General features: G+C 76.6%; 10 protein-coding genes. 5 read left to right on the top strand and 5 right to left on the bottom strand.

Going from position 1 to position 12,486, the window contains the following annotated elements; genetic code table 11:
• Positions 1 to 206 precede the first annotated feature (206 nt).
• A complete protein-coding gene (locus ACFV4F_RS33730) occupies positions 207 to 1,052 on the top strand; it encodes a PIG-L family deacetylase (protein ID WP_380446386.1) in 846 nt (281 codons plus the stop codon).
• A gap of 159 nt (positions 1,053 to 1,211) precedes the next feature.
• Here the strand turns inward: ACFV4F_RS33730 and ACFV4F_RS33725 are convergent, their stop codons facing one another.
• From ACFV4F_RS33725 to ACFV4F_RS33710, 4 genes are all read right to left on the bottom strand, one after another.
• Complete coding sequence (locus tag ACFV4F_RS33725) at positions 1,212 to 2,951, bottom strand: methyltransferase (RefSeq protein ID WP_380508343.1); 1,740 nt, start codon at positions 2,949 to 2,951, stop codon at positions 1,212 to 1,214.
• A 140-nt stretch (positions 2,952 to 3,091) separates the two neighbouring features.
• A complete protein-coding gene (locus tag ACFV4F_RS33720; RefSeq protein WP_380508340.1) occupies positions 3,092 to 4,312 on the bottom strand; it encodes a 4-hydroxybenzoate 3-monooxygenase in 1,221 nt (406 codons plus the stop codon).
• Positions 4,313 to 4,495: 183 nt separating this feature from the next.
• Positions 4,496 to 5,956 carry a hypothetical protein gene (locus tag ACFV4F_RS33715; RefSeq protein ID WP_380508337.1) on the bottom strand — a complete coding sequence of 487 codons (1,461 nt, stop codon included), beginning with the start codon at positions 5,954 to 5,956 and terminating at the stop codon, positions 4,496 to 4,498.
• On the bottom strand, positions 5,947 to 7,395 hold the full coding sequence (locus ACFV4F_RS33710) for a hypothetical protein (RefSeq protein ID WP_380508334.1): 1,449 nt from the start codon (positions 7,393 to 7,395) through the stop codon (positions 5,947 to 5,949). The genes ACFV4F_RS33715 and ACFV4F_RS33710 overlap by 10 nt, the downstream gene beginning before the upstream one ends.
• 342 nt (positions 7,396 to 7,737) lie before the next feature.
• Here ACFV4F_RS33710 and ACFV4F_RS33705 point away from each other — a divergent pair, with 342 nt between their 5' ends.
• The 4 genes from ACFV4F_RS33705 (at position 7,738) to ACFV4F_RS33690 (ending at position 11,434) form a co-directional block, all read left to right on the top strand.
• Positions 7,738 to 8,556: a class I SAM-dependent methyltransferase gene (locus ACFV4F_RS33705; RefSeq protein WP_380508331.1), complete on the top strand. Its 819-nt coding sequence runs from the start codon at positions 7,738 to 7,740 to the stop codon at positions 8,554 to 8,556.
• Between the two features lie 58 nt (positions 8,557 to 8,614).
• Positions 8,615 to 8,944: an acyl carrier protein gene (locus ACFV4F_RS33700; protein ID WP_380508328.1), complete on the top strand. Its 330-nt coding sequence runs from the start codon at positions 8,615 to 8,617 to the stop codon at positions 8,942 to 8,944.
• Positions 8,941 to 10,173 carry a beta-ketoacyl-[acyl-carrier-protein] synthase family protein gene (locus ACFV4F_RS33695; protein WP_380508326.1) on the top strand — a complete coding sequence of 411 codons (1,233 nt, stop codon included), beginning with the start codon at positions 8,941 to 8,943 and terminating at the stop codon, positions 10,171 to 10,173. Before ACFV4F_RS33700 ends, ACFV4F_RS33695 begins: the two co-directional genes overlap by 4 nt.
• A gap of 172 nt (positions 10,174 to 10,345) precedes the next feature.
• The gene (locus tag ACFV4F_RS33690; protein WP_380448493.1) at positions 10,346 to 11,434 is read left to right on the top strand and encodes a BTAD domain-containing putative transcriptional regulator; all 1,089 of its coding nucleotides are present in this window, start codon (positions 10,346 to 10,348) and stop codon (positions 11,432 to 11,434) included.
• 20 nt (positions 11,435 to 11,454) lie between these two features.
• Here ACFV4F_RS33690 and ACFV4F_RS33685 read toward each other — a convergent pair whose 3' ends face one another.
• Entirely contained in the window at positions 11,455 to 12,270 is an 816-nt protein-coding gene (locus ACFV4F_RS33685) for an SDR family NAD(P)-dependent oxidoreductase (RefSeq protein ID WP_380448491.1), read from the bottom strand.
• Positions 12,271 to 12,486: the final 216 nt, after the last annotated feature.

The following is a 12,486-nucleotide window of genomic DNA, read 5'->3' as shown; positions in this document are numbered from 1 at the left end:
GGTGTGTGGAGTCGGCCGCGCGCGCGCGGGGGGGGCGCGCGCCGCCCCCGCCCCCCCCCCCCGCCCGGGCGGGGGGGCGCCCGCCCCCCCCCCGCCCCCCCCCCCCCCCCCCCGGACCGCGCGGGAACGGGCAGAAGTGATGTGACCTCCGGCACCGTCCTGACGCAGACTGGGCACTGATCACTCGACCGACCGAGGACGGACCCATGGCTGACCGGCCGCTGACCCTGATGGCAGTGCACGCCCACCCGGACGACGAGGCGACCGGAACGGGCGGCGTCCTCGCCCGCTACGCCGCCGAGGGCATCCGCACCGTGCTCGTCACCTGCACCGACGGCGCCTGCGGCGACGGCCCCGGCGGCGTCAAGCCGGGCGAGCCCGGACACGACCCCGCCGCCGTCGCCGCGCTGCGCCGCAAGGAGCTGGAGGCCAGCTGTCAGGTCCTCGGGGTGGGCCACCTGGAGACGCTCGACTACGGCGACTCCGGGATGATGGGCTGGGCGGCCAACGACGCCCCCGGCTCGTTCTGGGGCACCCCCGTCGCCGAAGGCGCCGCCCGCCTGGCCGACCTGATGCTGCACTACCGGCCCGACGTCGTCGTCACCTACGACGAGAACGGCTTCTACGGCCACCCCGACCACATCCAGGCCCACCGCATCACCATGGCCGCGCTGGAGCGCAGCGGGCTGAGGCCCAAGGTGTACTGGACCACCGTGCCGCACTCGACGATGCGGCGCTTCGGCGAGGCCATGCGGGAGTTCGCCGAGGACGAGCCGCAGCCGGAGCGCTCCGGGGAGGGGAGCGAGGCCGAGCAGATGCCGGAGATCGGCCTGCCCGACGAGGCCGTCACCACCTGGGTGGACACCACCGAGTTCGGCGGGCGGAAGTTCGACGCGCTGCGGGCGCACGCGAGCCAGGGCGAGAACATCTTCTTCCTGCGCATGGGCCAGGAGCGCTTCACCGACCTGATGGGCCTGGAGACCTTCGTGCGCGTGCGGGACACCACGAACGCGCCGCTGCCCGAGGACGACCTGTTCGCCGGCCTGCGCTGACGCCGGGTCACGCCCGCGCCGGGGGGGGGGGGGCCGGGGGGGGGGGGCCCCCCGCCCGCGGCCCCCCCCCCCCCGGGCCGGCCCCGGCGGCCGCCCGCGCCCCCCCCCCCCGGGGCGGCCCGCGCCCCGCGCGCCCCCCCCCCCCGCCGGCGTTCGTCGTCAGCGGCCGGTGGTGGCGACCGGGTCGGGGGCGGACCCGTGGGCGGGGGCGGGGATCACGGCCTTGCGGGCGTGCAGGACGGTGGCGCCCAGCGGCAGGGGGCTCTGGCCGACGAGGTGGAGGCCGGCGTCGGCCAGGAGGTGGGCGTAGTGGTCGGCGCGGCGTTCGCGGCCGCCGACGTTGCACATCATGTGGAGGTCCCAGGCGGTCGCCAGTGAGGGCGAGCCGTCGGCGGGCAGGACGCGTTCGATGATCAGCAGGTCGGCGTGGGCGGGCATCGCGCGGGCGCAGTGGCGCAGGATCTCGCGGCAGCGCTCGTCGTCCCAGTCGTGCAGCACGCGGGACAGGACGTAGACGTCCCCGCCGGCCGGGACGTCGGCGAAGTCGCCCGCCCGGTAGGTGCAGCGCCCGCCGGTGCCGGCCGCGTCGAGCAGGGCGCGGGCGGCCTCGACAGCGTGCGGGCGTTCCAGCAGGACGCCGTGCAGGCGGGGGTGGGCGGCCAGGATGCGGCCGAGGAGTTCGCCGTTGCCGCCGGCGACGTCGACGACGGTCGCGGGGGCGGGCGCCTGGGCGGCGGCCGCGAGGGCGGGGTGGGCCGGGACCGGCTCGAACATGCGCGAACTGGCCGCCATGGAGCGGTCGAAGAGCTCGGCGAGTTCGGGGTCGCGGGCGAAGTGGTCGAAGTGGTTCTCGCCGAAGAGGTGGTCGAAGGCGGTCTGCCCGGTGCGCACCGTGTGGGCGAGGCGGCCGAAGGACTCGTAGAACGGCCCGCCGTACATCAGGGCCAGCGGGCGCATCGAGCCCGGGGTGTCGGTGCGCAGCAGGGCGCCGAGTTCGGTGAGGCGGAAGCCGTCGGGGGTCTCGGTGACGGCGCCGAGCATGGCGAGGTAGCGCAGGAGGGTGGTGAGGCTCTGCGGGTGGGCGCCGATCCGGTGGGCGAGGGTGTCGGTGGCGGTGACGGCGGTGGTGTCGAGGGCGTCGGGGAGTTTCAGTTCGGCGCTGACGGCGAGGGCCTGGGTCGTCCACGCACCGGTCATCAGGCGCAGGAGCGTTTCGGCGGGCTGGTGGGCACGGGAGTCGTGGAGGTGGGCGGCGAGGGCGGGGCGGTGGTCGCCGGGGACGTAGAGCTCGATGCGCCGGTAGCCGGTCTTGGCGTCGGCGGGGGCGGTGAAGTAGAGGACGGTGCCGTCCTCGTGGGGGTTGTAGCCGCCGCCGTCGGGGGCCGCGCCGTGGCGGGCGAGGAGATCGCACAGGCCGCGCAGGACGAGCGGGTCGGGGCGGGTGACCTCGAAGGCGAGGTGGGTCTCGTGCTCGTGGGCGCGTTCGTGGGCGGCGAGTTCGGCGAGGGCGGAGCCGGGCGGCACGGTGAGGGCGAAGACCTCGACGAGGCGGGGCTCCTCGCCGGGGCCGGTGACGGGCGGGCGCAGGATGCGCACGTCGAGGGCGGCGGGGTCGAGGCCGTGGCGGTGGGCGAGGCGGTCGCGGACGACGACGCTGGGGTGCTGCGGGGTGTCGGGGTCCAGGGCGCAGGCGGCGAGCTGGGCGCGCAGCGTGGCCTCGTCGGGCGGCAGGAGGAGCAGGGCGGCGTGGGCGAAGTGGCAGTGGTCGGCCAGTGCGCGCAGTTCCGGGCCGTCGAGGCCGGGCAGCAGGAGCGGGAGGAGGTCGGCGGTGTCCTGCTGGCGGACGAAGTCGGCGGTCGCGTGCAGGCGGGTCGCATCGTCCGGGGGCGTCGTCGTCATCGAGTGGGCGTCCTTGGTTCGGTGCTCGTGAGGGTGTGGTCGTGCGGACGTGGTCGTGCGGGTGCGGGTGCGGTCGTGAGGGTGTGGTCGTGCGGACGTGGGCGTGCGGGTGGTGCGGCTGTGGTGCGGCCGTGGTGGGCTCAGATGCCGACGTAGCTCTCGGCGAACCAGTCCTGGAAGGCCCGGGAGGTGCGCAGCGAGTCGAGGCGTGAGCGCCGCATGGATTCGTGGAAGAACGATTCGCCGTCCGGTCCGGGCGGGGCGTGCAGGAGCTGGATCATCCAGTGCGAGAACTCCTGGGCGCGCCATATGTGGGTCAGGCTGGTCCGCGAGTAGCGGTCGAGGGCGCCGGTGTCGCCGTGGGCGAGGGTGTCGGTGAGGGCGTCGGCGAGGAGTTCGGTTTCCAGGACGGCGAGGTTGGCGCCCTTGGCGGCGGCGGGGGCGGGCAGGCTGGCGGCGTCGCCGGCCAGGAGGAGCGAGCCGTGGCGCAGCGGTTGGATGACGTCGGATTCGAGGTCGATGACGGTGCGCTGGATGATCGGGCCGCGGTGCAGGGGGTGGTGGTCGGCGCTGCGCATGCGGGTGTCGAGTTCGTCCCAGATGCGTTCGTCGGACCAGGCGTGGGGGTCGGTGCCGCGTTCGCACTGGAGGTAGTAGCGGGTGACGTCGGGGGTGCGGGCCATGTGGCCGGCGAAGCCACGGTGGTGGACGGCGTAGCCGACGGCGTCGAGGCTGGGCGGGGCCTGGGCGAGCAGGCCGAGCCAGGAGATGCCGTGGTCGCGGTGGTGGCGGGGGGTGCCGGGGGGCAGTGAGCGGCGGGCGGCGCCGTGGCGGCCGTCGCAGCCGGCGACGTAGCGGGCCTGCCAGTGGACGGTCTCACCGTCGGTGCCGGCGCCGGTGTCGCGGGCGGCGACGGTGGGGCGGGGGCCGTGGGCGTCGTGGACGGTGAGGGCCTCGGTGGTGAAGCGGATGCGTCCGCCGGCGGCCAGGTAGTGCGCGAGCAGGTCGGTGACCAGGTCCTGCTGGGGGTAGACGGTGTGGGCCTCGCGGCGGCCGAGGCCGGCGTAGTCGAGGCGGAAGCTGCCGCCGTCGGTGCGGAACTCGCAGGTGCCGTGGGGCTGTCCGCGCCGGTGCAGGCCGTCGGCGAGGCCGTGGCGGTCGAGGGTGCGCACGGTGTTGGCGGCGAGGAAGCCGGCGCGGGCGCGGGTCTCGACGTGGGCGCGGTCGGCGCGTTCCAGGACGACGCAGTCGATGCCGCGGGCGTGGAGGAGGTTGGCGAGGGTGAGCCCGGCGGGTCCGGCGCCGAGGACGACGACGTCGGCCTTCTCCCGGGCCGTGCGGGTGTTCTGACTTTCGGTCACGGAAAGTGGATCTTAATCACCCGTGGATACAGCGCAGGCCCGGAATCACTCGAAACGGTGAGGGGAATGACGGTCCGTGGTCGCGGTGGCGACGGTCGCCCCAGGAGGGAGCTTCCGTCGCCACCGTGCGTGACGAAGTGGGGCGGGCCGGCACGGGATGCCCGGGCCGACCCGCCGGGCGTGTCAGGGGGCCGGGCGGGTGGCGGCGGTGAGGATGATCTCCCGGACGCGGTCGAGGTACTTCGGCACGCCCTGGACGGCCTGCGGGGTGTCCGGCACGGTGACCACGAGGTCGGCCCGGTCGCGGAACCAGTTGAACCACATCGAGACGCCCGCCGCGCCGTCCGGGCCGGTCAGCAGTGTGGCGTCGGTGCGCAGGAAGTCGCGGGAGCCGGGCGCGGCGCGGCCGTCCAGGTAGGAGACCATCGGCGGGATGACGGGCAGCGCCGTACCGGGGAGCAGGTCCAGCGCCCGGTGCAGCGGCACGTCGCCGGCGGCGCGGGCGCGCTGGAAGCCCTGCTGGGCGGCGGGGATCGCCGCGGCGAGGTCCGGCGCGGCGGGCAGCCGGAAGAGCAGCGGGCCGAAGTTCACCAGCCAGCCGTGCACGGGCAGCAGCCGCGGGTAGGCCCTGGTCGACACGGCCGTCAGCACGCGGTAGACGTCGTTGCCGGTGAACTCCCGCTGCGCGAGCGCGAGCGCGGCGAAGGCGCCGGCGGCGAACCCGCCGCCGTGGCGGGCGCAGAAGGCCCGGAACGCCTCGGCCTGGGCGCCGGTGAGCACCGGGTAGTGCAGGCGGACGCCGGGCACGAGCGCGTGGCCGTCGGTGCCCAGGTCGACGGGGAAGCCGGACAGGGCCCGGAAGCCGCCGGAGGCGGTGGCGGATCCGTCGTCGCCGGCGGCCAGGAAGGCGGACCAGAGGGCGAGTTCGGGGGCGTCGGGGGTCAGGGCGAGGGAGCGTTCGTGCTCGCGGCGGTTGTACTCCAGGTAGCCGACGGCCTCGTCCGGGCCGGCCGGCGTGGCAGCCGGGGTGGGTCCGGCGGTGGCCGCGGACGCCGGGGTGGGTCCGGTGGTGGCCGCGGTGGCGCGGGCGGCGTAGTGGGTGCGCAGCTCGTCGAAGAGCAGGGCCATGGAGTGGCCGTCGGTGTAGGCGTGGTCGATCGCGGCGTAGACGGTGGACCTGGTCCCCCGCAGGACGACGCCGGCGAGCAGGCCCGGGCCGGGGCGGCCGGGCGCGGTGTGCTCGTCGATCCGGCGGTGCAGGTGGTCGCGCAGGTCCGCGGCAGTGGCGAAGGCGCCGACGCGCACCGGGCGCACGGTGAGGGCCTGCGGCGGCAGGCGGAAGCCCGCCAGGCCGTCGCCGCGCGGCTCGTACCAGGCGCGGTAGGCCTCGTGCCGGCGCACGAGTTCCTGCCAGGCGCCGGCGAGCGCCTCGGGGTCGGCCCGGCCGGGCAGGTCGAAGGCCAGGGCCACCCAGGGCGACTGCCGCTGCCCGGTGGCGCGGCGGGCGGCGGCCATCCCGAGGTGGGCGCGCTGGAAGCCGGAGGGCGGTACGTCGTGCGGCTCGGGGGCGCGGTCGGCGGCCGGGAGGAACTCGACCACCTCCCCGGGCGCGGGCCGCCAGTCGAGGATCTGGGTCATCCGCACGGCAGCATCTCCTCCGGGCAGTGGGCGGGAGCGGGGACGAGCACGGGGACGGGGGCGGGGGCGGTCGCGGTGCGGGAGGCGAGGGCCGTCCGGGCGGCGATCCGTGCGACGGCCCGCTCGAAGCGGGCGACGTTCGTGCGCGCCACGGCCGTGTCGGGAAAGCGCGTCGTCAGGTGCACGCCCCGCTCGCTCCTGGTCAGCCATACGTGCACCTCTCCGGGGCTGTGGACGCGGCTGCGCAGCATCCGGTCCTCCTGCTCGGGCGGGGTGCCGTCGACCCGGCGCACGTCGAGGTACGAGACGACGAACCGGAGGCGGACGTCCCGGCCCAGCATCCGGCGCACGTGCGCGAGCGAGCTGCCCGGGCCCGGGCGGTGGCGGCGCAGTTCGGCGGCGGCGTGCCCGAGCGTGTCCGCGAAGGTCGCCCCCGGGGCGGTGGGGATGCGGACCGGCTGCAGGCCCACGAACCAGCCCGGCGCCGCCCGCCACGGGTCGGGGCGGGTGTTGGCCAGCGCCACCGCGGACAGCTGCCGGGTGCCCGCGACCCTCGCCGCGGCGAGCGCGAGGCAGGACAGCAGCCCCGCGGACGTGGTGCCGCCGCCCGCGCGGCAGGCGGCGGCGAAGCGGGCGGCCGTCGGCGCGTCGAGCAGCCAGCGCCCGGTGCTGCGCTGCGCGTGCGGGGCGTCGCCGGCGCCCAGCGGCAGCGGGAAGGCGGGGGCCGCTCCGGCGTCGCCGCGCAGCAACGCCCGCCAGCGGTCGACGTGTTCGGGACGCATAGGCAGCCGCTCGGCCAGGGCCGGCTCCGCGGCGCCGAAGTCGAGGAAGGTCGGGCCCGCCGGGTGCCCGGCGCCGCCGGCCAGCAGGTCGCGGATCTGACCGGGGACCATGGCGAGCGTCAAGCCGTCCGCGACGCCGTGGTCGGCGCCCGCGAACACCGTCACCCCGCCCGGGGCCGTCACGTCCCCGGCTGTCACGTCCTCGGCCGTCACGTCCTCGACCGTCGCGAAGAGCACCTGCGGCCAGGCCAGCGGGCCGACGCGGTCGAAGAACGCCTCGATCTGCCGGCGCACCGACGCACCGTCGGCGAACACCCCGATCTCCTCGCGGCGCAGCCCGACCGCGCCCGCGGGCAGCGTGCGGCGCGCGCAGCCGCCGGGGGTGGGCAGCAGGTGGCTGCGCAGGTGCTCGTGGGCGCGCAGCCAGGCGGCGAGGGCGCGGGCCAGGCGCTCGCGGCCGGTGGGGCCGACGCGGAAGGACACGCCGATCCACGCCGGGTCCACCTGCCGCGCGCCGCGGGCGGCGGCCGCGCGGACGTGGTGCTCGTGGACGAGCGCGGGCGCCCGCGGGTCGTCGGCCCAGGCCGAGGCGGGGGCGGCCGGCGTCCAGAACACCAGCCGGCCGGCGGGCGTCGTGCGGTCGCCCAGTTCTGTGAATTCCACTGACGCTCTCCTTGTGACGCCCGCGGTGCTGACGGCGCCTCGAATGCAGAGCCCCCGGACTTCCGGGGCCAGGATGCGGGGATCTTTTCCGTGCGGGCCGCCGAAGCTATCCGGCGGCGATGAAGCGGGGATGAAACGAAAACATTTCCGCTGGCCGGGCGGCCCGGGGACGGCCGGGCGGCCGGGAATCGCTTGTCGACGGCCGCGGCCATTGCTAGCGTCGGCGCCGTTCACCGGGCTTCACGGCACGCCGGGAGCGCACCGGAAACGTGCCGGAAACAATTCCGGAAAGAACGCGGGAAGCACGTCGCGAGGGACGCCGAATTCACGGGGAGTCAATTGATGAGCACACGAACGGACAGCGGGCCTTCCACGGACTACGCCGCCCTGCGCCGCGACCCGGCGTACGCCGGGCTGAACCGCGCGCTGCTCGACCTCGTCCCGGTCGGCGCCGGGCAGGCCGTCCTGGACGTCGGCTGCGGGGACGGCGCGGTGAGCGAGCAACTGCTGCTGCGCGACCCGGCCGTCGCCCTGACCGGTGTCGACCCCGACCCGGCCCTGCTCGACGCGGCACGCACCCGCCTGGGCCACCGGGCCCGCTTCGTCGAGGGCGACGCGGCCGCCGTCGCCGGGCTGTTCCCGGCCGGCGGCTTCGACACCGCCGTGCTCGCCAACTGCATCCACCTCGTCCCGGACCTCGGCGAGGCGCTCACCGCGATCGGGCGGGTGCTGGCCGCCGGCGGGCGCCTCGTGTTCAACTCGGCCTTCTACGCGGGCGCGGAGAGCGCCGCCGACCTTCCGCTGTACGCCGAGCTGGTCGGCGCGGCCCGCCGCGCCGCCCGGGCCCGCGGCCTGACACCGGCCCGCACCGCCGCCGTCACCGGCCGCCCGCCGGGGCTGCGGCGCACCGCCGGGGACTACCAGGCCGCCCTCGCCGCGGCCGGCTTCACCGGCGTGGAGCGCACCGAACGCGAGTTCACCCTCGGCCGGGAGTTCCTCACCGCCCTGTGCTCGACCCCGATGTTCGCCGCCGCCGCACTGCCCGGGATCGAGCGGGACACCGCCGCCGGCCTGCTCGCCGAGGCGCTGGAGCAGCAGTACGAGCGCACGCCTTTCACGATCACGCGGCGCTGCGTGTATTTCTCCGCGATCCATCCCTGAAACACCCCGTCCCTGAAAACACCCCACGAACCCAGCGGAATCACGAAGGGAATTCATCATGACCGAGGTGCTGCCCGTGGTCGTCCGGGCGATTTCCGAGATCCGCCCGGACCTGGGCGAAAACCCGGGTTCCATCACCCGGGAATCGGCCTTGTTCTACGCCGGTGAACCCGGCCGTCCGGTGCTCGGCCTCGATTCCATGGAAGCTCTGGAACTGCTCGTCGTCCTGGAGCGGGAATTCGGTGTCGAGCTCGCGGACACCGGTATCCGGATCGGCGACCTGCAGACCGTCGGCGACGTGGTCGACGCGCTGGGCGGCGCGGCGGGCGGTGCCCGGGCCGGCGCGGTAAGCGGCGCGGCGGGCGGCGCGCTGCCGGAGACGCTGTGACGCCCCGGGCGGTGCGCCACCGCGTCCTGGTCACCGGGATCGGCGTCGAGTCGTGCGCGGGCCCCACCCCCGAGGAGCTGTGGGCCGCCCTGGCCGCCGGGAAGTCCGCGGTCTCGGCGCTGGACCTCGAACAACCGCTGCCCTGCCGGGTCGGCGGCGTCGTCACCGGCTTCGACCCCCGGGACTACCTGAGCGCCCCGCAGGTGCGTCGCACCTCCCGCTTCCAGCAACTGCTGTTCGCCGCCGCCGTCAAAGCCCGGGCGGACGCGCGCCTGCACACGCCACCGGGCGCCCTGTACGTCGGCACCGGCGGCGGCGGGCTCGACGAGGCCGCCCGGCAGGTGACGGTCCTGCGCAGGGAGGGCTGGTCGCGCATGGACCGGCTCGGCCTGCTGCGCCTGCTGCCCAACCAGGCCGCCGGGCTCGTCGCCCAGGAACTGGACATCACCGGCCCGGTGCTCACCATCTCCACCGCCTGCGCGTCCTCCACCGACGCGATCGGCGCCGGCCTGCGCGCGGTGCGCGACGGCACCGCCGACGTCGTCCTGGTCGGCGGCGTGGAGAGCTGGCTCGACCTGCCGTGCCTGGCTTCCTTCTCCCTCCTGGACGCCCTCTCCCGGCGGCCCGCGGCCGAGGCCGCCGCCGCGTCCCGCCCCTTCGACCGCGACCGGGACGGCATGGTGCCCGCCGAAGGCGCCGCGGTCCTCGTCCTGGAGTCGGAGCGCTCGGCGCTGCGCCGCGGCGCCACCGTTCACGGGGAGGTCCTCGGCGCCGCCACCACCTGCGACGCCCACCACGCCCTGGCCCCCCGGCCGGACGGCGCGATCGCGGCCCGGGCGATCACCCTCGCCCTGGCCGACGCCGGGGTCGGGGCCGACGCCGTGGACCTCGTCAGCGCGCACGGCACGTCGACCCCGCTCAACGACCGGGCCGAGACCGCCGCCCTCAAGCGCGCCTTCGGTCCGCACGCCCGGAACCTGGCGATCACCGCGCCCAAGTCCGTCATCGGGCACGCCTGCGGCGCGTGCGGGGTCCTGGAGAGCGTCGGCGTGCTGCTCGCCATCCGCGACAAGTACGTGCCGCCGACGGCGAACCTGGAGCACCCAGACCCCGACTGCGACCTCGACTACACGCCGCTCACCGGCCGGTCCGCCCCGATCAACGTCGCCGTGAAGCAGAACTTCGGCTTCGGCGGCCAGAACTCGGTGGTGGTGTTCGGCGCCCCGTGAGCGGGGCGCGGCGGGCGGCGGGCGCGGCGGGCGCGGCCGGTGACGGGGACGGGGGACCGGCCACCCGTCACCGGCCGGATATGGCCGGTGGCTTGGCCTGTCCCCGGCCCGGCGGCCGGACCAGCATCGACGGCGTCCACCGCAGAGAGCCATCCAGTGTCCGGGGGCCACGATGCCGATCACCACGCCGCCACCCAGCACCACCACGATCACCGCCCGCCCGGCCGACGCCGCGCTCGGGCCGCGCGAACGCGACCTGCTCTACGCCGTCGGCTGCGGCCTGAAGGACGACGAGATCGCCGCCGCCCTCGCCATCCCGCCGCGCGCCGTGGCCGGGCTCCTCGCCCGCCTCCTCGCCCGGCTCGGACTGCCCGACCGCACCGCCGCCGTCGTCCACGCCTTCGACTCCGGCCTGGTCTCCCCCGGCCACGGCCCGCGCCGCCGCACCACCGGGCCCACGCCCGCGGACGGCACCCGCCGCACCCCCGGACCGCCGCTGCGGATCTCGCTGCTCGGACCGCTGCGGGCCTGGCACGACGGCCGCCCCCTCGACCTCGGGCACCTGCGCCAGCAGGCCGTCCTGACCGCGCTCGCGCTGCGCCCGGGCCGTGCCGTCAGCCAGCGTGAACTCGTCGACGGCGTCTGGGGCGAGGAGCCGCCCGGCACCAAGGTCGTGCCCGTCTACGTCTACCGCCTGCGCAAGGCCCTGCGCACGGGCGGGGGACCGCACGCGGTGATCGCCAGCGACCGCGACGGCTACCGGCTGGTGCCCGGCACGGTGGCCGTGGACGTCGCCCGCATGGAGGACCTCCGGGCCGCGGCCGGCACCGCCGAACGCGCGGGCGACCTGCCCGAGGCCGTCCGCCTGTGCGCCCTGGCCCTGGACCTGTTCCGCGGCGAGCCCCTGGCCGGCCAGCCCGGCCCGCTCGCCGAACAAGAACGCCTGCGGCTCACCGAGCACCGCACCGCCCTGGCCCAGCGCAAACTCGGCTGGCAGCTGCGGCTGGGCCGCCACCGCGAGGCCGTCGCCGAACTGTCCGCCCTCGCCGAGGCCCAGCCCCTCAACGAGCCGGTCGCCGCGATGCTGATGCACGCCCTCTACCTGGGCGGCCGCCAGGCCGACGCCCTCGCCGTCTTCGACCGCACCCGCCGCCGCCTGCGCGACGACCTCGCCGTCCACCCCGGCCAGGACCTCCGCCGCGTCCACCGCATGATCCTGAACGGCGACGTCACGGCGCCGGTCGCGGCCCCGGCGCCGTGACCGCCCGGCCCGACGACCGGTCAGGAGCGCGGCGCGCGGGGTTCGATGTGGAAGTCGAAGGCGAGGGTCCCGGGGTCGACGGCGGTGACGCCGCCGTCGACGGTCAGGACGGCGCCGTTGACGAAGGACGCGGCGGGCGACAGCAGCCAGGCGACGGCCTCGGCGACCTCGGCCGGGTCGCCGGGGCGGGCGGCCGGCAGGAGCCGGGTGGCGGCGTCGTAGGCCTCGTCGAGGGTGGCGAGGCCGCTCTCGGCGGCGAAGCGGGTCATGCGGCGGTCGGCCATGTCGGTGCGGATCCAGCTGGGGCAGACGATGTTGGCGCGCAGGCCGCGGCCGCCGTAGTCGACGGCCAGGGAGCGGCACAGCTGGAGCAGCGCGGCCTTGGAGGTGGCGTAGGCGGCGTCGCCGCGGCCGTTGCGCAGGGCGGAGACGGAGGCGACCGCGACGACGGCGCCGCGGGCCTCCAGCAGGTGCGGCAGGGCGGCGCGCTGGAGCAGGAAGGGGCCGGTGACGTTGGTGCGCATCACGGCCTCCCAGCTCTCCGGGGTGAGGTCGCCGACGGCGCCGCCCACGCCGGTGCCGGCGTTGAGCACGAGTCCGTCGAGGCGGCCGTGGGCGGCCAGGGCGGCGGCCACCAGGGCGTCGGCGGCGTCCGGGTCGCCGGCGTCGGCGGGGTGGGCGAGGGCGCCGGTCTCCTCGGCGACGCGGCGCAGCGGTTCGGGCCGGCGCCCGGAGACGACGACGTGGTGGCCGGCGGCGCGCAGCAGCCGGGTGGTGGCGGCGCCGATGCCGCTCCCGCCGCCGGTCACGATGTAGACGCGCTGGTCGTCGGCCATGGTCCGCCCCCGTTCGAAAAACCGTGTGGTGACGGACAGTCAATCATGGCCGTGCCCCTGACAGGTGTCGGGGACCGCCGGGGCCCTGTGCTTCCTAGGGTGCTGGTGAGCGGCCCGACGGGGGGGGCGCCGCCCCCCCCCCGGGCGCGGCGCGGTCCCCCCAAACGGACCGGACGCGCCCCCGCCCGCGCCCGCGGGCGCGGGGGGGGGGGGCCC

Source organism: Kitasatospora sp. NPDC059722, assembly GCF_042733235.1.
GTDB lineage: Bacteria > Actinomycetota > Actinomycetes > Streptomycetales > Streptomycetaceae > Kitasatospora.
This window is presented reverse-complemented; position numbering and strand designations above follow the sequence as displayed.

Bases quoted from the DNA above. Each gene is read 5' to 3' on its own strand.
- ACFV4F_RS33730 (WP_380446386.1), top strand. From the start codon at position 207: ATGGCTGACCGGCCGCTGACCCTGATGGCAGTGCACGCCCACCCGGAC.
- ACFV4F_RS33725 (WP_380508343.1), bottom strand. From the start codon at position 2,951: ATGACGACGACGCCCCCGGACGATGCGACCCGCCTGCACGCGACCGCC.
- ACFV4F_RS33705 (WP_380508331.1), top strand. From the start codon at position 7,738: ATGAGCACACGAACGGACAGCGGGCCTTCCACGGACTACGCCGCCCTG.
- ACFV4F_RS33700 (WP_380508328.1), top strand. From the start codon at position 8,615: ATGACCGAGGTGCTGCCCGTGGTCGTCCGGGCGATTTCCGAGATCCGC.
- ACFV4F_RS33690 (WP_380448493.1), top strand. From the start codon at position 10,346: ATGCCGATCACCACGCCGCCACCCAGCACCACCACGATCACCGCCCGC.
- ACFV4F_RS33685 (WP_380448491.1), bottom strand. From the start codon at position 12,270: ATGGCCGACGACCAGCGCGTCTACATCGTGACCGGCGGCGGGAGCGGC.